The sequence below is a fragment of the Lysinibacillus piscis genome, from assembly GCF_026012395.1.
Taxonomy (GTDB): domain Bacteria; phylum Bacillota; class Bacilli; order Bacillales_A; family Planococcaceae; genus Lysinibacillus; species Lysinibacillus piscis.
The window spans coordinates 1-21,184 of the sequence record NZ_BRZA01000006.1; the positions used below are offsets into that span (position 1 = coordinate 1).

At 38.5% G+C, this 21,184-nt stretch carries 12 protein-coding genes, 1 rRNA gene and 1 riboswitch; of the genes, 3 read left to right on the forward strand and 10 right to left on the reverse strand.

The genetic code is table 11. From position 1 onward, the window contains the following. The 5 genes from OPF91_RS16575 to hutH all read right to left on the reverse strand — a co-directional run. Positions 1-119: ribosomal RNA gene (locus OPF91_RS16575) — 16S ribosomal RNA — on the reverse strand; the annotation flags it as partial. 497 nt (positions 120-616) lie between these two features. Continuing rightward, positions 617-2,470: an SLC13 family permease gene (locus OPF91_RS16580; protein ID WP_264990045.1), complete on the reverse strand. Its 1,854-nt coding sequence runs from the start codon at positions 2,468-2,470 to the stop codon at positions 617-619. Between the two features lie 82 nt (positions 2,471-2,552). After that, positions 2,553-3,827: an imidazolonepropionase gene (gene hutI / locus OPF91_RS16585; RefSeq protein ID WP_264990046.1), complete on the reverse strand. Its 1,275-nt coding sequence runs from the start codon at positions 3,825-3,827 to the stop codon at positions 2,553-2,555. Next, a complete protein-coding gene (gene hutU, locus OPF91_RS16590; protein ID WP_264990047.1) occupies positions 3,824-5,494 on the reverse strand; it encodes a urocanate hydratase in 1,671 nt (556 codons plus the stop codon). The genes hutI and hutU overlap by 4 nt, the downstream gene beginning before the upstream one ends. Positions 5,495-5,511: 17 nt before the next feature. Beyond that, positions 5,512-7,026 carry a histidine ammonia-lyase gene (gene hutH / locus OPF91_RS16595; protein WP_264990048.1) on the reverse strand — a complete coding sequence of 505 codons (1,515 nt, stop codon included), beginning with the start codon at positions 7,024-7,026 and terminating at the stop codon, positions 5,512-5,514. A 178-nt stretch (positions 7,027-7,204) separates the two neighbouring features. On the opposite strand from hutH, the gene OPF91_RS16600 reads away from it, so the two are divergent. Both OPF91_RS16600 and OPF91_RS16605 read left to right on the forward strand, forming a co-directional pair. After that, positions 7,205-8,659 (forward strand): AraC family transcriptional regulator, encoded by a 1,455-nt coding sequence (locus OPF91_RS16600; RefSeq protein WP_264990049.1) that lies wholly within the window; start codon positions 7,205-7,207, stop codon positions 8,657-8,659. A 136-nt stretch (positions 8,660-8,795) separates the two neighbouring features. Further along, positions 8,796-10,301, forward strand: a complete 1,506-nt coding sequence (locus OPF91_RS16605) for a catalase (protein WP_264990050.1) — start codon at positions 8,796-8,798, stop codon at positions 10,299-10,301. Between the two features lie 111 nt (positions 10,302-10,412). Here OPF91_RS16605 and thiC read toward each other — a convergent pair whose 3' ends face one another. The 4 genes from thiC to OPF91_RS16625 all read right to left on the reverse strand — a co-directional run bounded on the left by thiC (position 10,413) and on the right by OPF91_RS16625 (position 17,654). Next, positions 10,413-12,191, reverse strand: a complete 1,779-nt coding sequence (thiC, locus tag OPF91_RS16610; RefSeq protein WP_264990051.1) for a phosphomethylpyrimidine synthase ThiC — start codon at positions 12,189-12,191, stop codon at positions 10,413-10,415. Positions 12,192-12,317: 126 nt separating this feature from the next. Next, positions 12,318-12,432: riboswitch (TPP riboswitch) on the reverse strand. 30 nt (positions 12,433-12,462) lie between these two features. Beyond that, positions 12,463-13,392 (reverse strand): AEC family transporter, encoded by a 930-nt coding sequence (locus OPF91_RS16615; protein ID WP_264990052.1) that lies wholly within the window; start codon positions 13,390-13,392, stop codon positions 12,463-12,465. A gap of 206 nt (positions 13,393-13,598) precedes the next feature. Then, positions 13,599-15,350: a methyl-accepting chemotaxis protein gene (locus OPF91_RS16620; protein WP_264990053.1), complete on the reverse strand. Its 1,752-nt coding sequence runs from the start codon at positions 15,348-15,350 to the stop codon at positions 13,599-13,601. Positions 15,351-15,545: 195 nt separating this feature from the next. Further along, positions 15,546-17,654: a methyl-accepting chemotaxis protein gene (locus tag OPF91_RS16625; RefSeq protein ID WP_264990054.1), complete on the reverse strand. Its 2,109-nt coding sequence runs from the start codon at positions 17,652-17,654 to the stop codon at positions 15,546-15,548. Positions 17,655-17,867: 213 nt separating this feature from the next. Between OPF91_RS16625 and OPF91_RS16630 the strand changes: the two genes are divergently transcribed. Further along, a complete protein-coding gene (locus OPF91_RS16630) occupies positions 17,868-19,766 on the forward strand; it encodes an S-layer protein (protein WP_264990055.1) in 1,899 nt (632 codons plus the stop codon). 69 nt (positions 19,767-19,835) lie between these two features. Here the strand turns inward: OPF91_RS16630 and OPF91_RS16635 are convergent, their stop codons facing one another. Further along, positions 19,836-20,963, reverse strand: coding sequence for a response regulator (locus tag OPF91_RS16635; protein ID WP_264990056.1), 1,128 nt, complete (start codon positions 20,961-20,963; stop codon positions 19,836-19,838). Positions 20,964-21,184 lie beyond the last annotated feature (221 nt).

Sequence of the window (21,184 nt, forward strand, 5' to 3'; positions counted from 1 at the left end):
GTTACTCACCCGTCCGCCGCTAACGTCAAAGGAGCAAGCTCCTTCTTCGTCCGCTCGACTTGCATGTATTAGGCACGCCGCCAGCGTTCGTCCTGAGCCAGGATCAAACTCTCCATAAAAGAGAAATTTGAATAGCTCAAATCTCATTGTTGTATCTGTCGCTTCGCTTTCGATACATAAAAAAATTGCTGACGCTATGTTTCACTACGCTTTCGCACAAAAAACATTGCTGGCATCATATTTTGGTATGATGTCCAAAATTGTCTTACTTTATTGATTACACTTTGTTTGTTCAGTTTTCAAGGTTCATGTTATTTTTAGCTCGTCACCGTGGCGACTTGTATAATATTATACTGTATTTTAATAAAGGTCAATACTTTTTCTATAAAAAGTTTTCATTTTTTTATTTCATTGAAAAACTTCCTATATAAAGGCGCAAAAGAAAATATCTATCATTACACTTTCAACAAAGTTCAAATGATTTCTTTTGTACTGCAAATTACTCTAATATTACCACACACTTCGAATATACAACAAACATAAAATTCCCTTTTCCTCAATATCAGCTTCATAATATAAAAACTCCGTATAGAAAACCTCTATACGAAGTCCATAATTAAAACGGAAATAATAATGGAATAATAAGCACCATAACGATGAACATAATCACTTGTAAAGGTATACCAATTCTCACGAAATCCATAAATTTATAGCCACCCGCCGTCATTACTAATGAATTCGTCGGAGAAGCAATTGGTGTAGCGAAGGCCATACTTGCTGCAACAGCAACAGCTATCATAAATGTGGTCGGATTTGCATCCATCGCTATTGCAGCACTCATAGCTATAGGTGCAAACAAAACGGCTGTGGCGGTATTACTAATAAATTGCCCAAAGACAGCTGTTACAACATAGACACCTATCAGTACACCATAAGCACCATAACTACCAAGTGCATGAATAATAATATCTGATAATAATACCATACCACCCGTTTTCTCCAAAGCAGTCGCCATTGGGAGCATAGCCGCAACAAGAACAATACTTTCAAAATTAATATGATTATATGCATCCTCCATATTGCGTAAACAGCCTGTTAAGATCATGAGCACAGCCCCAATCATCACAGAAATCACAGCAGGGAAAACTTCAAAAACCATCAACATAATCATCGCAAGCATAATTACGCCAGCTACCCCAGCCTTACCAGTAGCCGCCGCTACACTTGCATGCTCTCTTGGTTGCCCCACTACCACAACATCCTGTGTCTCTTTCGCAAGTAGTAAAATTTCATCCCAAGCACCTTGCACTAGAATCGCATCACCAAATCTTAAACGATGTTCTACCATGTTCTGCATTTGATAGCCACCTCTACGATTAATACCAATAATATTCAAATTATATTTTTCACGGAAACCTAATGAGCTTACTGTTTCATTGATAAAGCTAGAATTAGGTGTCAATAGTACCTCAGCAATACCCAGATGTTTCGATACTAACTCGTCCGCTTCTCCTTCTGCTAATTCTTGCATTTCTAAGCCATAAGCATCCGCAAAGTGATGGACGTTTTCTTCATCGCCCTGTACGTACAGCTCATCTTTAGCATGTATAACACTAGTTGGTCCCGCCATTTCTTGATAGGTCATAGGAAGTAAATTTATTCCCTCCAGCGATTTTCGGTGAATTTTCATCATACAAAGCGAATACTTAGCTGGTAATTTAAGCTCTGCTAGTGAAGCATTAATAATAGAAGACCCTTCTGGCACAAAAATTTTAAACAAATGATTATTCAAGTCATATTGTCGCATAATTTTCTTAGGCGATAATGTATAACTTGAACCTGTTTGAATCTCTCTCTTATCATTTGGCAATAAACGATTACGAATAATGACTAAATACGTAATCCCTACAAGCATCCCCACGATACCAATCGGCGTTATTTCAAAAAAGCTAAGCTTCTTATAACCTCGATCAACCAATAATTGACTCACAATCAAGTTCGTTGGAGAAGCGATTAGTGTCATCAGCCCCGAAAGACTTGCTACATAGGAAAGTGGTAACAAAAATTTCGAAGGACTTTCTTTGATACTAATCGCAATACTAACAACGATTGGCATCATCAATGCAACAGTACCCGTATTGCTCATGAAAGCCCCAACTGAACCAACGATAATGAGTAATAGTGTAAATAATTTCAGTTCACTATTCCCAGACCATTTTAATAATAGTTGTCCTGCCATACCAGCAAGTCCTGTTCTCAAAAGACCTGCTCCTACAATAAATAATCCTGCAATCATCAAAACAACTGAATTAGAGAAACCAGCAAGTGCTTCTACAGGTGTTAAAATACCTGTAATGACAAATGCCAGCAATGACAGCATAGCCACAAGATCTACTCGTACTTTATTCGTAATAAAGGCCAAAATCGTAATTCCTAAAATAAGAAATGTTAATGTCAGTTGCACATCCACGAGCCCCTTTCTTATTCATATTCTACATGAAAAAAGCATAAATAATGCATCTCTGCACCATTTATGCTTTTTCTGTAACGATTTAATGTTGTAAAAGAACCCCATCTTGCACAACGACCTGACCGTTTTTAATGACTGTGTTGGTATGATTCATACCATAGAAGTATTGTAATTGTTTATAGTTGGCAACATCCAATACAATTACATCTGCTTGTTTTCCAGCTTCAAGAGAACCAATTTGTTCTCCTCGATTAATCGCATAGGCTGCATTAATCGTCGTCGCTGTTAATACTTCCTCTAATGTCATCCCCATGTTCATACATGCTAAATTCATAATAAACGGCAAGCTAATTGTTGGTGAGGAACCTGGATTAAAGTCAGTAGAAATCGCCACTGGCACACCTTCATCAACCATTAAACGACCTCTCGCAAATGGTGCACGTAGGAAAAATGCTGTACCCGGCAGTAACACAGCAATCGTCCCAGCCTCCGCCATTTTACGTATTCCTTCATCTGATGCAACAAGTAAATGTTCCGCAGAAATCGCCCCTACTTCAGCAGCTAACTCTGCACCTTCATATGGTTCAATTTCATCGGCATGAATTTTCGGCGTTAATCCTAATGCTTTCCCCGCTTCTAAAATGCGACGGGATTGCTCAGGCGTAAAGACACCATGCTCACAGAAGACATCATTGAATTCCGCTAACCCTAGCTCAGCTACTTGTGGTAGCATTTCATGAATGACAATATCAACAAACTCATCCTCACGTCCTTTATAATCGCGTGGTACTGCATGTGCGCCCATAAAGGTACTAACAACATCAACTGCATGTGTAGCCTGTAATTTTTTCGCCACTTCTAATTGCTTTTTCTCTGCTTCCCAATCTAAACCATAGCCTGATTTCGCCTCAACGGTTGTCACACCATGCTTTAAAAACATATCTAAATGCTTCCTTGTTTTGTCATACAATTCCTCAAAGCTTGTTTCTCGTGTACGCTTTGTTGTGGCATGGATACCACCGCCAGCATTCATAATCTCCATATATGTGGAGCCATTCAATCGCATATTAAACTCCTGCTCACGCGTACCACCATGCACTAAATGCGTATGACAATCCACAAGACCAGGCATCACGATTTTGCCTGTTGCATCAATAACTTGTGCCTGTGCAATTAACTCTGCATACTCTGCCTCTAGCTGCGACAAGGAGCCAACTGCTACAATACGATCGCCATCCAATAACACACTGCCATTTTCCACAATGGCAATATCACGCATTTGCTCCTTTGTACGAGGTCCTGCCACACCATTATTCAATGTAATGACTTCATTGGCATTTTTAATTAATACTGTCACTTTGCATCATCCTTTAACATTGGCATACGCACACCTTTGTTTTTCGCTGTGTTAATCGCAATATCATAACCTGCATCCGCATGACGTACAACACCCATACCTGGATCTGATACTAATACACGGGCAATTTTTTCTGCCGCTAGCTGGGAGCCATCTGCTACAAGGACTTGCCCTGCATGTTGAGAGTAACCCATACCTACACCACCGCCGTGATGTACACTTACCCAGCTTGCACCACCAGCCGTATTCACTAGCGCATTTAAAATTGGCCAGTCAGATACCGCATCTGAGCCATCTCTCATGCCCTCTGTTTCACGGTTTGGTGATGCAACAGAGCCAGAATCTAAATGATCTCGTCCGAAAACAATCGGTGCTGATAATTCACCGCTCGCTACCATTTCATTCACTTTCAATGCAAAGCGATGACGATCGCCATAACCCAACCAGCAAATACGTGCAGGTAACCCTTGCCATTTCACCATTTTTTGCGCCATATCAATCCAGTTGACAAGCCCTTCATCATCACCAAACATTTCTTTCGCTAATGCATCTGTTTTATAAATATCCTCTGGGTTACCTGATAATGCTGCCCAACGGAAAGGTCCTTTTCCTTCACAGAACAATGGACGAATGTATGCTGGTACGAAACCTGGGAAATCAAAAGCATTTTCTACACCCATTTCCTTTGCATACGCACGGATATTATTACCATAATCAAATACCTCTGCACCTGCTTGTTGGAACTCTAACATTGTACGAACATGCTCAGCCATTGTTTCTTTTGCTTTTTGCTCATATGTTTTCACATCATTTTTGCGCAGTGCCAGTGCTTCCTCAAATGTCATACCATTTGGTACATAGCCATTGATTGGGTCATGTGCAGATGTTTGGTCTGTCACAAAATCAGGAATAATACCACGGTTTAGCAACTCACGATTCACGTCTACACAGTTACCTACAAGACCAATGGAAGCAGGCTCTTTTTGCTCACGTAGTTTATTTACTAATTCTATAGCTTCATCCACTGTTTCCACGATGTAATCACAGTAACCTTCTTTAATCTTACGCTCGATACGTGCACGCTCTACCTCTACTACTAGAATAACAGCACCAGCCATTTTTCCTGCTAATGGCTGTGCACCACTCATGCCACCCATGCCACCAGTCAAAATGAATTTACCACGCAAATCCGCTGTACCAAATACCTTTTTACCCGCTTCTACAAACGATAAATAAGTTCCTTGTAAAATACCTTGTGCCCCGATATAAATCCAGCTACCTGCTGTCATTTGACCATACATCATCAAATCACGATCCTCTAATTCATAAAAATGCTCCCAGTTTGCCCATGCAGGGACTAAATTAGAATTAGCAATTAACACACGTGGTGCATTTTCATGTGTACGGAATATCGCTACAGGCTTCCCTGATTGCACAAGCAATGTTTCATCATTTTCTAACTCTTTTAATGAAGCAATAATTTGTTCGTAGCTCTCCCAATTACGTGCTGCTTTTCCGATACCGCCATAAACAATCAATTCATCTGGATTTTCTGCCACTTCAGGATCTAAATTGTTCATTAACATACGCATAGCTGCCTCTTGTGTCCAACCTTTACATGTTAATTCATTCCCACGTGGTGCACGAATACTTGTTTTGAATACCATAAAAAACACACTCCTTTTTAGTTAGCTAACTCTACTAATGTATTACTTTTTAATAAATAGTTTGCTAAAGCATCAATCTCTTCACCAATGACCTTATCTGTTTCAAGCGGTGGACAGAATTCACGTACTTTCTCTAAGAAACTTCTCGTTGTTGCCGATAATTGATCTTCTGCTTTATCTAAATAAATAGCCTGTGATGCACTAATCATCTCAATCGCAATAACACGTGCTGCATTGTGGACGATTTGACGTACTTGGCGAGCAGAAGTTGTCCCCATACTTACATGGTCCTCTTGGTTACCAGATGTCGGTATAGAATCCACGCTCGATGGATGTGCCAATACTTTATTTTCCGAAACAATAGATGCTGCAGTATATTGAGCAATCATTAAGCCACATTCAAGCCCTGGATTCACCGCTAAAAATGGTGGTAAATCACCATTTAGATGTGGGTTGACCATACGCTCTGTACGACGCTCTGAAATATTCGCCCATTCACAGACACCAATTTTTAAGAAGTCCATCGCTAAAGCAATTGGCTGACCATGGAAATGTCCTCCTGATAATACCTCACCGTTTTCTAACACAATTGGATTATCCGTTGTTGCATTCATCTCTGTTTGTACACGGTCCTGTGCATAGAAGAATGATTGCCAAGATGCACCATGCACCTGTGGAATACAACGCAGTGAATAAGCATCCTGCATACGTACTTCTCCTTGCTTCGTTATACGTTGACTGCCCTCTAGCCATTTACGGATGCGCCCACCTACAAGCTCTAACTCTGGATGCGGTCGTACAGCTAAAAGTGCTGGATCAAACGCGGAAATAATACCTTTTAATGCCTCTAGTGTTAAGCTAGCTGCCATATCTGCTGCAAGCCCAATACGCTCCGCCTCATTCACCGTTAATACACCAATACCTGTCATAGCCTGTGTACCATTCACAAGTGCTAATCCTTCTTTGGCTTGTAAGCGAACAGCTGTTAAACCAGCACGCTGTAATGCCTCACTGCCACTCAATACTTCACCCTCATATTCAGCTTTACCTTCACCAACTAACACTAAAGCTAAATGTGATAATGGCGCTAAATCACCACTTGCGCCTACAGAGCCCTGTGACGGAACAATAGGGTGTACACCTTTATTAATAAACTCGATTAGTAATTGTACGGTTTCCTCACGAATACCAGAGAATCCACGAGCTAAAGCATTCGCTCGTAGTACCATCATGGCACGTACAACATCTGTTGGGAACGGCTCTCCAACCCCCATACCATCTGAGCGCAATAAATTTAATTGAAGTAATTCAATATCCTCATCTGCTATTTTAATATTGCTCAGTTGTCCAAAGCCTGTATTCACACCGTAAATCGTTTGCCCTTCCGCTAAACGTTTTTCAATGCGCTCTCTGCTTAAACGGATACGCTCTACACTGCCCGCAGATAGCACTACCGTAGCATTCCCTTTTACAATTTCTTCAATTTGCTGTCTTGTTAATGTATTGCCATCAAGTTCGATTACCGACTTCATTTCAGATCCCCCTAAATTCGATGTAATGCTCTTTGATTCTATTGTACAAATTTCCCTTTTCAGAAAATAGAGAATTTTAATAGAGAAAATAGAATTTTTTATGTATTTCTGTGTTATTTTTAATAATGTAACCGCATTCTTTTATAAAATTAGATTTTTTTACGAAAGGTATATCCAAATGAAAGTATTATTAATTGATCGAGATCCAACCGATTTAACAGGGATTCGTTGGTTTTTACAAACATATTTCCCTGGAGATGTGATAATTGAAATTTGCTCAGCTATGACAGAGACTTCTCACACCATTCAACAATTTGAGCCAGATGTCATTTTATTAAATATTGATGTAATTGCTAATAATCGCTCCACTGCTCTTTATCGCCTGTTACAGCAGTATACAGGCACTATTTTTGCCATGACTGCAGAGCCGTTATTTAAAAATGCGCTTAAAGCAATTGAGCTACAAGTTGCACATCTATTCGTAAAACCAATTGACTTAGAGTTGTTTAAGCAAAAATTAATGACTGTTTCACTTCGTACAAGAAAAGTTGACGAAATAAAGCAAACGCCATTAGATAATTCTTTCTATTATCGATTATTTTTAGATAGTCCAACAGATTCGCTAAAAACAACTTTTTATTTCACAATGATTGAACCTGAGCATCTGGATATGTTCAACAAATTATATGTGTGGCTTCAGCAAACACCCATTTATGATTCCATGCAGGTATACCCATTAACAGATAAAATCGTCTGTCTATTCCAAACAGATGATTTAAAAATTGTTGAAAAAGATGTGCGTACATTAATGAAGGAATGGCAATTGACGAATAGTAGCTTTTTAAATATTGGGATTTACGATGGACCTCTCTCAACATTAAAGCAAATGTACCTTTTAACACAACGTACATTACACCGTAGCTTCTACGAGGGCTTTGGACATATTTTTTATACAAGCAAGCAGCTAGAAACACAGCCACTTGACCCATTACTGACACCCGAAGAACAGCAATTGTTAATTAGTAGTTTAGAAGATGGCAATATCGAGGCAGTTAAAGTATTTTTATATCGTTTATCACATGAGGATATTTACTATGAGCAAGATGATTTACGCATCCATCTTACAAGCGTATTAGCGCAAATTCGCCGCTTTATGCTGAAATATAAATTACATGAGAAGGCTGTCCTTGAGCAGCATTACCGCCAGCTTTTTCATTTAATTTTAGAGCACCCCATATTTTATACTATTTTAAATGGCATCATCTCATTTACACAAAAATTGATTGAATTAGCGCGTGAGGTGCGTTCAGAGAAAAGAGCAGATTATATTGAAGTAGCCATCGAAGTCATTGACCAGCAATTCCAAGATAGTACATTATCATTATCATTTGTAGCACATCGGCTAGGCATTAGCCCCAATTACTTAAGTGCTCTTTTTGCTAAAAAACAAGGTATCCCTTTTAAGCGTTATGTACAGCAAATAAGAATACAACATGCAACAAAAATGCTAGTAGAAACAGATTTTTCGATTAGTGAAATCGCGCAGTTAAACGGTTTTGAAGATGCCAATTACTTTATTAAAATCTTTAAACAGCATATGGGTACAACACCTAGTCGTTATCGTAAAAAATAGCTATAGTCAGAATTAATAAACTACTTTAGAAATTACTTAACAAGAATAATTATAATTTACTAGCAATTCTATTTTAGATTTGTTATAGTTATTGATGAAGAGTTTGACTAACATTTTTTTAGGAGGTAAAACGAATATGACAAATTCCAATGAACGTAGCCGTCGATTTACAACAGCAGGTGGTGCTCCAGTAGTAAGTAATCATGACTCCATGTCAGCGGGTCCTCGTGGTCCTCTTTTACTACAAGATGTATGGTTAGTTGAGAAATTAGCCAACTTTAACCGTGAAGTAATTCCTGAACGTCGTATGCACGCAAAAGGTTCAGGTGCATTTGGTACTTTTACTGTAACGCATGATATTACACAATATACAAAAGCAAAAATCTTCTCAGAGATTGGTAAGAAAACAGAAATGTTTGCGCGCTTCTCTACAGTAGCAGGTGAACGTGGGGCAGCAGATGCTGAGCGTGATATCCGTGGTTTTGCTTTAAAATTCTATACAGAGGAAGGTAACTGGGATTTAGTAGGTAACAATACACCTGTCTTCTTCTTCCGTGATCCATTACATTTTACAGATTTAAACCATGTGGTAAAACGTGATCCTCGTACAAATATGCATAATGCCAATTCCAACTGGGATTTTTGGACTTCATTGCCTGAAGCACTTCATCAAGTGACAATTGTTATGTCTGACCGTGGTATTCCAAATGGTTACCGTCATATGCACGGCTTTGGTTCACACACATATAGCTTTATCAACGCAGAAAATGAGCGTGTATGGGTAAAATTCCATTTCCGCACAGAGCAAGGTATTAAAAACTTATCTGGTGCTGAAGCGTCTGAGATTATCGGTAAAGACCGTGAATCTTCTCAACGTGATTTATATGAAGCAATCGAAAACAAGGATTTCCCAAAATGGAAAATGTACATTCAAGTGATGACAGAAGAACAAGCACGCGAATTACCATATAATCCTTTCGATTTAACGAAAGTTTGGTATAAAAAAGACTTCCCTCTTATTCCAGTTGGTGAGTTTGAGTTAAATAAAAATGCAGATAATTATTTTGCAGAGGTTGAGCAAGCAGCATTTGCACCATCTAACATCATTCCTGGTATTGGCTTCTCACCAGATAAAATGTTACAAGGTCGTATTTTCGCTTATGCAGATGCACAGCGTTACCGTCTAGGCGTGAATCACTATATGCTACCTGTGAACGCACCAAAATGTCCATTCCGCACATTCCATCGTGACGGTGCAATGCGCTTTGATGGCAATCTTGGTTCAACTATGGGTTATGAGCCAAATAGCTATGGTGAATGGGAACATAATTTAGATTATAAAGAGCCTGAACTACGTATTGATGGACATGCAGGTATCCATGATTTCCGTGAAGATGACAATAATTACTTTGAGCAACCAGGTAAGCTATTCCGCTTGATGACGGCTGAAGAACAGCAACGTCTATTCGAGACAACAGCAAGTGAAATGGCTCCAGTAGAAGAGTTCATTAAACGTCGTCATATTCTTCATTGCTATTTAGCGGATCCAGCATATGGTGAAGGTGTAGCGAAAGCGTTAGGACTTTCTTTAGAAGGTATGGACCTTTCAAACCCATATGTGAAGCAAACAGCAAATGCTTAAATAAATGCGAAAAGCACCATACATTGTGTAAATTATTTACATTGTATGGTGCTTTCATATTGATACTAGCTGTCGATTGTCTATAAATATGCTGCAATAGGTGAGGCTTTTTTATTGATAAATCTGGCTACCTGCCTGTTTAAATTCAGCTGCTTTTTCCTGCATGCCTTGATGAATTGCCTCTGTTGTATTTAACTCTTTCTCCTTCGCATAATTACGAATATCCTGCGAGATTCTCATACTGCAAAACTTCGGTCCACACATCGAACAAAAATGTGCCGTTTTTGCTCCCTCTGCTGGCAATGTTTCATCATGATACTCCATTGCTCGCTCTGGGTCTAATGATAAATTGAATTGATCACGCCAACGAAACTCAAAACGTGCCTTTGACAGTGCATCATCTCGTTGTTGTGCGCCAGGATGTCCTTTTGCTAAATCCGCCGCATGTGCAGCAATTTTATAAGTAATCACCCCTACTCGCACATCCTCACGATTCGGCAAACCTAAATGCTCCTTTGGTGTTACATAGCATAACATCGCTGTACCAAACCAACCTATCATTGCCGCACCAATGGCAGATGTAATATGGTCGTAGCCTGGTGCAATATCTGTCGTCAACGGCCCTAATGTATAAAATGGTGCTTCCTTACATAGCTCTAATTGCTTGTCCATATTTTCTTTAATTAAATGCATTGGTACATGTCCAGGTCCTTCTACCATCACTTGGACATCATGCTCCCACGCAATTTGTGTTAATTCGCCTAATGTTTCTAATTCAGCAAATTGGGCTTCATCATTGGCATCTGCAATAGAGCCTGGGCGCAAGCCATCACCTAGTGAAAAAGCCACATCATATTTCTTCATAATTTCGCAAATCTCTTCAAAATGCGTATACAGGAAATTTTCCTGATGATGATATAAACACCACTGTGCCATAATAGAGCCACCACGAGACACGATGCCCGTCACACGGTTTGCTGTTAATGGAACATAACGTAATAGCACACCTGCATGAATTGTAAAATAATCGACTCCCTGCTCTGCCTGCTCAATTAACGTATCACGGTAGACCTCCCATGTTAAATCCTCCGCAATGCCATTCACCTTCTCCAATGCCTGATAAATCGGCACTGTGCCAACAGGAACTGCGGCATTACGAATAATCCATTCTCTTGTTGTATGAATATGCTTACCTGTCGATAAATCCATCATTGTATCCGCACCCCAGCGTGTTGCCCAAGTCATTTTCTCTACTTCCTCTGCAATAGAGGAGGATACCGCTGAATTTCCAATATTGGCATTGATTTTCACATGGAAATTACGTCCAATAATCATTGGCTCTGCTTCTGGATGATTAATGTTGGCTGGGATAATCGCACGTCCTGCCGCCACCTCTGCACGTACAAATTCAGCGTCCATATTTTCACGAATTGCGATAAACTCCATTTCAGGTGTAATGATGCCCTTCCTTGCATAATGTAGTTGTGTCACATTTTTACCTTCTTTAGCACGCAATGGCTTTCTCACTAAATTAGGAAAAATATTTTCTTGCATACGTGGATCATCTATTTTACGAAACCCATTATCCTCTGGCTTTATAGCACGGCCCTCATATTCCTCTACATCACCACGTTCACGAATCCACGTACTGCGCAACGCGGGTAAACCTTTCGTCACATCTATTGTATGCATTGGATCTGTGTACGGACCACTCGTATCATAAATACGTACAGGCGCATTTACTTCTTCTCCAAAGCTACCTGTTGTTGGGCTCAGGCTAATTTCACGCATTGGCACCAAAATATCTGGACGTGAACCTTCGATATATACCTTCTGACTTCCTTCAAAGCTGGACATAATCGTCATGTTTTTCTCACTAACTGTTGGCATAACACATTTCGCTCCCTTATTATTGTTTTGATAGGACCGAACTAAGCTCACCCAACAAAATGAAAAAGCCGAATCCAATAACAATTGGATCCGACTATACACGTAAAGGTAATATTATTACTTGAAGCAATAATTTCTTAACTTTCCCACGCTGGTATGAGCCAGATCAGGTCCAAAGGGTCAAGAAACTTCACTGTGTTTCCCTCTCAGCCCGACTTATCGGACTCCCCTAGTTAATCACTATTAAGTTTGATGTCAGTTTAGCAGAAAGCTAAGCAAATAACAACTCTGCTAAATAAATAACAACTGTTACTGTTAAACAACTCACAATCGTTGAAAATAAAACAGTTTGTGCCGCTGTAGCAGATTCCACATCATATTCCAATGCTAAGCTAGAGCTATTACGTGAAGTAGGAAAGGCACTCGCTATTAATAAAGATTGTGCTACAACGCCATCTAAGCCTAGTAATAAAATAACGCCTAAAGCAATACTTGGCCCTACAATCAGTCGTGTAAAACAGCTAATAAAGACCGTTTTATTGAACATGGATTTTATTTCAAGTTGTGATAACTGTGCTCCTAAAGTAATAAGTGCAACTGCCACAAAGCCATCTGCCACATGTTCAACAGGAATTTGAATAAATGGAGGTAATGTTACATCAAAATAATTCATAAGCACACCGATTAGTAGTGCATGAATAATCGGCATTTTCAAGAAATCCTTCACAATGGTTAACCCTGATTTAGTGGAGGAAATCAAGTTATACAGACCATATGTATAGGTCGTCATATTTTGAAAAATAACAAGAATGACTTGAATCGCTACACCAATTGGCTGGGTAGCAAAAATCATTTGGGCTACAGGAATACCATAATTCCCTGAATTAATGAGCACCACGCTATTTTTAAATACAGCCGCCTCTGTTTTTCGTAGGTGCAACGCTCTCGCTATAAAATGACTCAGTATCATTTGACTACCAATGAAAAGCACGATAAAGAAAGCCACCTGCCCTAATACCGAAAGCTCAATCGTTGTTGCATATAAATTGCTAAAAACCGCTGCTGGCATAAAACAATAGGTGATTAATTGGGATAGTGCCTTCAAATTAAACTTGAATTTTTTTTGCAAAATCGCTCCAAGTGCTAATAATAGTAAAATAGGCATCACAATTTTGAAAAAAATCATTCCTAAATAAACCATCTGCTCACTCCTCTCCTTGGAATACAGACGATTTCGATACGAATTTCCGTACATCTTCGTTGAAGTAAGGCTACATATAAAGTAAAACTACCAATCGGGTTTTTACAGGCTGTTGCCCCCACTTACACAGTTCCTCTCCACTCCCTATTTTGAAGTGGAGATCTTACAGCCTGTTAATACGGGATAAATTCCATCGATGGATCAATCTATAATTTATAATTTTGCTTCATTTGCTCTAAACGCTTCACCTGCTCCATCAATTCCTCCATTGTCCCACTCAGCTGTGTTACTGAAGATTTTTGCATTTGAGAAGCATCTGTTACGCTTGTTGTTTCCAACATGACTGTTTCGGAAACAGCATTAGTTTGCTCAATCGCCTGAGAAACCACCTTCGTATTTTGCGCTAATGTGTTTGTAACTGCCACGACATTTGTTACGTCTTTTTCTACAACTCTGACTGCCTCTAATAAATCATTCAGCTCATTGCTAATAGCTAGTACCAAATGTGTTCCTTCTTTCACTTCCACCACACTATGATTCATTTCATCCAATGCATTTTCTGTTAGTTGCTTAAATTCAAAAATATGTTGACGAATATCTTCTGCTGAGCCTTTCGTCATCTCTGCTAATTTTTTAACTTCCTCTGCCACAATCGCAAAGCCTTTGCCATGCTCACCAGCTCTTGCGGCTTCAATCGCTGCATTAAGCGCTAGCAAATTCGTTTGATCGGCAATGCTTTGAATAACACTAATCATTTCTTCAATCACGGTATAACGCTCGCCCAATCCATTGACCTTCTCCGCTGTTTGCACAACCAAATCGGATACCTTATTCATCTGTCCAGTAATTCGATTTGCCTCTGTTTGGCTGTATTGAACACGTTCAGCCGCTGTTGCTGAACTATGCATCACAGATGATACCGAATGCGTAATTTGCGCAATATCCCCAGCCATTTCACGCATTGTTTGTAAGGAATGTGTAGAATATTGCTGTTGGCGACTGACACTATCCTCAATTTCCTCCACACTCATACTCAATTGATTGCTCGATTGCTGTACATGATCTCCCACTTCCTGAAGACTTGTCGTCGCATGAAAAATATCTGTCCCCATAGCAGCTACATTGTGAATAATTTCATACATCGATTGCATCATCGCTTTGAAATTCATACTAAAGTCAGCAATATCATCGTTGGATTTAAAATCGAGATTATCCAATACTTTTTGCGCTGTTGCTATATCACCATCCGCAAACGCCACTGTAGCTCGTTTCATAATAAAAATAGGCTTCAATACTTTCCGTATGTAGAAATAAACAGCGAACATCATCACAATACTAAGCAAAATAATAACGCCTACTAAAATAGGTAAATATTTAGCAATCGCTGTCTTTTGAATATCAGAGACAATAGAGCTATCAATATCTAAACCTACATATGCCACAATTTTACCATCTTTCGATAAAATGGGTGCATAAGAAGAAATGAAGTCCCCGCCCCCTTCTATAGAGGTATATTCACTAAAGGCCTCATGTGTTTTTTTAATATTGCTGGCGATACTTTCAAATGGGATATCCTCAATAATTTCACCAATTTGGTATGTTTCATCACTGTTTAAATCACCCGCATCCACAAGTGTCATCGCCTGTGTGCCATCTGCTGTTTCTTTAAATGTATAAATATATTTTACATAGTTCGTTTCCAAAATCGTTGTCAACTTTTGCTGTAATTCACGATATAAAGCACCATCGACTGGATTTGCAGCTAATTGGGCAAAGTCGTCACTGTCCAACTGTCCTACAACATGATTCACTAAAATCTTCCCATTCTCTTGCAATGCAAGCTCTACTGTATTTTTCGTACTGTTGTAGACGATAAAGCCAAGTCCCACACTAAATAAAAAAATAATGCTAATCAGTAAAATACTAATCTTATGCCATAACCCCAATTTTTTACGCAACTGTATTCAGCCCCTTTGCAGATGTACAATATAGTAATAGTTTATACCAAAAGTTGCATTATAGTATATACTACCATTCTTTGCATCTCAAGCTAATTTATTTTGTTGTAAAACGATTATGTGCTGCATCTCTTAAGCTATATTTCACATAAAAGTCCCAACGAATCCACTAAATCATTCGTTGGGACTTTCTAATTAGGACATCAGTTTAAAACGTTCAATGGCATGCTGTAATTCTTTTGAAATTTGATCGACATCGTGAATGGATTCTGCCACTTTTTGTAGCTCTCCTTGTTGATCTAATGCCGTTGCACTTACTTGTTCTGCAGATGCCGCAGTTTCCTCTGAAATGGCTGAAATGCTCTGAATTGCCGTAACTGCTTGATCTTTATGCTCAAGCATCGCTGAAAGTTTAGTCATTAATTCTTGAATAGACATTGCAATTGAGCGAGATAGCTCATTATTTTCAGCAAAAGCTTGCTCTGTATTGTGCACAGATTTGTTTTGAGCCTGTGCCAAATGCGTATTGGATTCGATAACCTCTACGGTTTGCTGTGAATTAGCGAGTACGCCAGCAATTGTTTGCTTAATCACTTCTGTTTCCTTGTTGGATTGCTCTGCTAATTTACGCACTTCCTCTGCCACAACAGCGAAGCCTTTACCATGCTCACCTGCACGGGCCGCCTCAATACTAGCATTTAAAGCTAATAAATTGGTTTGCTCAGCAATGCCTTGAATAGACGTGATGATTTGGCTAATGTTTGCAATATCTGCTGCTAGTGATGTCATTTGCTGTTGAATGCGTTCATTCATCTCATTCGTCTGCACATTACAATTTCGCAATTCTTCTACTTCTTTCATGCCTTGGCCTGCCGTTATTTGCGTTTTCTCTGATAGCTGCTCCATCTCTTGAGATAACGCGGTAATAGCATCAATTTGCTCTGCTAAATCCATCATACGATAATTCGTTTCTTCTGTATCTTCAGATTGCTTCGACGTTCCTTGTGCAATCTCATCAATGGCTGTTGCAACCTCCACACTCGACACCACAATCGCATTAAAAGCACTATTCACTCGGTTTGATGCGTCATTCATTGTTATTGTCGAGTTTTGCACAGTACGAATGACCTTATTCGTCTCATCTAACATGTGATTATACGCCATTGTTACCGTACCAATTTCATCCATGTTGATATATTTCTCATCTATTTTGTTCGTTAAATCACCATCTGCTGCGATTTCGATGGATTGTCGTAAATACTTCAATGGTCTCAGTTGTTTATAAATAAACCATATACTAGACAACGTCATTAAAACAACCATGATAATAGCGGAGATTACCGTAAATGTCAGCTGTTGATGATATTGCTTTAAAATTTGTGATTCTGGTAACACCATTTGTACAACCCAAGTTTCATCAATAGCTTCTAGCACTAACGACTCCAAAACGGTGTAAGCTCGACCATCAAAGTAATCAGAATCCATATACATACTTTTACTATGGTCACTCTCTAGCTGTTGTTTAATGTTGTCCCAATCCATACTATCTCGCATATTCGCACCATCTAGCTTCTGGTCACTAACACTACTTGTCACAACCGTACCGCTATTGCCAATAATCGCTGCATAACCACCATCTATATCGACAGATTTTATTACATCATTTAGGTAATCGACAGACACATCGCCTGTTAATACGCCAAAGAACTGCCCGTCCTCATCTACTAATGGCACAGCAATCGTAGCCATTAGTATCATTTGTCCATTTACCTCATAATCGTAAGGCTCCGTCAAAATACTACGTTTCTCTTCTTTCGGAATCCAATACCATTCTGTTACACTTTTATCCTCTAAACTCCCAATATTATCTGTAGAGATATGATCCCCATCTCTGAATGAGTATGGAATATATCGACCTTCTTTATCAAATAAAGCGGTTTCTGTTTCTTCAGCTAGTATCACAGCATCTTTTTCAAAAACAGCTCCACCGCCTACTAAATCAACATTATTTTGTAAATTATTATTAATGACTTCGATAATATCATCTGTATATAGATCATCATTATTTTTTAAGTTTTCTAAAATACCTTTTGTAGTAATTAAAGCTGTATTTGCTTTTTTCAATCGTTCACTCATTTTCATTGCTGAAAGTGCGGCTGTTTCTGTTGTCATTTTTTCAGCCTCTTGTACGCTTTGATTTTTCATCACATTACTTGTTATGAGCGTATATGTAACAAACAATAGTAGAAATAACCCAACAATTAACAAAGATAATTTCAAAGCAATACTTTTCGATTTTTTCATCACAAACTCCCTCCTTGATATATACTAGGTGACAACTATTGTAACATAATCTGAGAATAGATAGTTAAATAGAATGATTATAAGAGAGGGCGAAAAATAGGGACTTTTTTCTTATTTTAGGCAGTACATTCAAACAACGGAGCGCTTTTCATACTAAAATCTAGTAATATATGATATATTATCTATTAATTCAATGATTGGAGTGACTTACTAATGAAAAACAAAGCACTAACTACTTTTATGGCTACTGCTATTACAGCAACACTAGTAGTACCCGCCCCGATTGCAAGTGCTGCTTCTAGCGACTCAGTAAGCAACCACGTAAAACAACAAATTGCGGCAATTACCCCTGCAGGTGAAGCAGTAACAATCACCAACGTTACATCAGACAAAGTGAGTACATCTAATGGTCAGTACAGAATAGGAAGTGCTGTAAAAGGACTATTTAGCACGGATAACCGTACTGCACTATCAAATGCCCAAGCAACAATTGTTGTAAGAGGGGGCGAAATTACAAGTGTAACATCTTTAACTTTATCTAAAGCTGGCTCAAATAAAAAATCAGTTGTTTTTAATGGTGGCGCAGCAAAAATCGCTGGTACGTTAACAGTAAATGGTGATTATACAAAGGTTGAGAATGTCACTGTAACTGGCGAATTAATCGTCTCAAGCCGTGTTAAAAAAGCGGTAACACTTGAAAATGTAACAGTTGAAGAAACAATTACATTAAAATCTTTACAACTAAAAAAATTAGATTGGTTAAGTGTTGTATTGCAGGATGTGAAATCTTCGAAGGTCAGTGTGCAACGAAGTAAAGTAAGATTAACATCAGACCAAACAATTTCTTCCGTTACTGTGTTAGATAAAGTTATCAATCTAGACTTATATTCAAATGCAGATAAATTAGTAGTAGATGTGGAGAAAGATTTCAGCCTATATGGTGAAGGTAAAATCGAGCAAATTACAGTGAAACGTGGCGCAAAAGTAGCCTTAGATTCAGGCCACCAAGTAACAAAAACACAAGTGGATGATTCAAAAGCATCTGTCACACTACCAACAGCTAACAAGGAAGAGCTTGCAAAATTATTAGCTTCACCACCATATGTAGCTGTTTCGACATACGGTTATGAAGTATCCAATACAGCAAAATGGACAACACAAGCCGATCGTGTTATTTTTGACTCCATTATCACAAGCTCTCGCCTAATCTTAAACAATTCAAAGGCAACACAAGCACAAGTAAATACAGCTATCACTCAATATAAAAATGCCTTAGCTGCTTATCAAGCTGTCCAAAAAGTAGGAACAAAATATGGTGCAACTGATAAAAACTCGCTACAAGCATTAATCAATTCTATTCAACTTGTGACAGTTTCTGTGAATGGTTATGAGTTGGGTAACAATGTGCCTTGGACAACACAGGCTGAACGAAATGCGATTGAAGCGGCTATCACATCTGCTCGTAATGTCATTAACAACTACTACTCAACAACAAATGATATTATCAATGCAAGCAACAGCTTAAATAATGCGATTCAAGTGTATCAAAATGCTAAACGAAATGTGTCAAATGGCTCTAATGGTTATAATACGGATCGAAACGCATTAAGTGTACTGATTAATTCTGTTCAATATGTAGCTGTTTCTGATAATGGCTATGGACTAGGATACAATGTACCTTGGACAACACAAGCTGCACGAAATACTATCGATATTGCTGTTGAATATGCACGCAATACTGTGAATAACAGCGCTTCTACAGCAACAGATATTGCTAATGCAAGCTCTTACTTAAACAACGCCATTCAGGTATATAAAACCGCTCAAAAAAATAATACAAATGGTTACTACACAGATACTACAACATTACAACAACGTATTACAACAGCATGGGCTGAATATCAGAACACATATGCTTCTCCATCAGGTAACGGCTCTGAGGTTATTTGGGGAACGCCATGGGTACCACAATCATACAGCACTAACTTATACAATGCTATACAATATGCTCAAACAGTCGTTAACAGCTCTTACACAGATTACAATGCAATCACACAAGCTTTAAATAATTTAAATAATGCGCTTTCAGCATTCTATAATGCGAAACGCTAAATAACTATTGCCTTATACAAAAGCAGCGATGTTGATGGAATCATATCGCTGCTTTTTGCTATATTTCTATCAATTTTTCCACCTTTGATACCAATTAACCACGTCTTTATTTGGCTCTACAGCATAATGCTCTTGCAGCATTCTTGTCAATTCACTATATTGCGCTTCTACTGCCAGCACGTTATCTGTTTGTGCATAAAGCTGCATCAATGTAAAATAGCTATCCTCTTCCTCTGGATACACATATTGAACCCGTTCTTGCACTTTAATTGCAGCCTGATAATCTCCATTAGCAACATAAAAATCCTGTAATTTTTGAGCTTGATGTAACCACAAATGCTTTAAGCGTACTTTTTCACCCTCTGCCCAAAGATAATCACTATCCCCCAAATACTCACCAGTATATGCCTCAAAAGCCTGTATATGCTCTGTTAAGGTACTTTGCTCCAATAACGGTAATGCTTTGATTTGAGCCAACCATTGCTCAATATCAATTACCACATTATTCACAGTCATTTTATAGCCTGAATTCAATGTCAAACTTGAAATTTGTACACCATCTAATCCATATTTTTTCAATGTTTGTCGTATCGTATAAATAGCTGTATATAATTGCTTTGACGCCTTATCTATATCAGAATCCTGCCAAAACAGCTCCAAGATGGTTTCTCGGTACACCATTTCATTGCGACGGCTAAGCATATAGGTAAACAATTCTTTAGCCTTTGATGTACGCCATTTCATTGGTTGGCTTGTACCATCAGCTGCAATAATATGTAAATCACCCAAAAGCTGAATCATTTGTTGTTTTTCTACTACTTGCTGATTTTTTTGATAAACTCGCTGTAGCCTTGTCAGCGTTTTTTCAAGTCGTGATTTTTGGACAGGCTTTAGCAAATAATCAATGGCATGCAAATTAAACGCGTCTATTGCAAATTTATCGAAGCCTGATGTAAATACGACTTCCACATTCGGTAATAATTCTAAAATTTTTTCACCAAGCTCCAGCCCATCCATATCAGGCATCATAATATCTAAAAATACAACGTCTGGTTGTACACTTTGAATGGATGACAATGCCTCATGTGCCCCCATATAAACACCAACTACCGAAAGCTCAAAGACATCATATTTTTCTAGGAGTGTCTTTAAGCGTGTCAATGGTAAATGTTCATCATCTACTAATACTACTCTCATGAGAGCTACCTCCCTAAAAAATCCAAACTCTTATACACTAAATTATAGAAAAAAATTCTATACAAAACCTTTACCACATTTTTTGGAAAATCATTTCCCAACCTTCACTACTACACAAAAAGAAGGATTTTATCAATTTTTGTGGAATGTATGGGCATGATGAAAAATAAAACTAATCCACATTATATAAATATATTTTTATTGACGCTTTTATTTTTTAG

Excerpts from the sequence above, each read along its gene's own strand:
- OPF91_RS16635 (WP_264990056.1), bottom strand. The coding sequence starts at position 20,963 with ATGAGAGTAGTATTAGTAGATGATGAACATTTACCATTGACACGCTTA.
- OPF91_RS16625 (WP_264990054.1), bottom strand. The coding sequence starts at position 17,654 with ATGAAAAAATCGAAAAGTATTGCTTTGAAATTATCTTTGTTAATTGTT.
- OPF91_RS16630 (WP_264990055.1), top strand. The coding sequence starts at position 17,868 with ATGAAAAACAAAGCACTAACTACTTTTATGGCTACTGCTATTACAGCA.
- OPF91_RS16600 (WP_264990049.1), top strand. The coding sequence starts at position 7,205 with ATGAAAGTATTATTAATTGATCGAGATCCAACCGATTTAACAGGGATT.
- OPF91_RS16615 (WP_264990052.1), bottom strand. The coding sequence starts at position 13,392 with ATGGTTTATTTAGGAATGATTTTTTTCAAAATTGTGATGCCTATTTTA.
- hutH (WP_264990048.1), bottom strand. The coding sequence starts at position 7,026 with ATGAAGTCGGTAATCGAACTTGATGGCAATACATTAACAAGACAGCAA.
- hutU (WP_264990047.1), bottom strand. The coding sequence starts at position 5,494 with ATGGTATTCAAAACAAGTATTCGTGCACCACGTGGGAATGAATTAACA.
- thiC (WP_264990051.1), bottom strand. The coding sequence starts at position 12,191 with ATGCCAACAGTTAGTGAGAAAAACATGACGATTATGTCCAGCTTTGAA.
- OPF91_RS16605 (WP_264990050.1), top strand. The coding sequence starts at position 8,796 with ATGACAAATTCCAATGAACGTAGCCGTCGATTTACAACAGCAGGTGGT.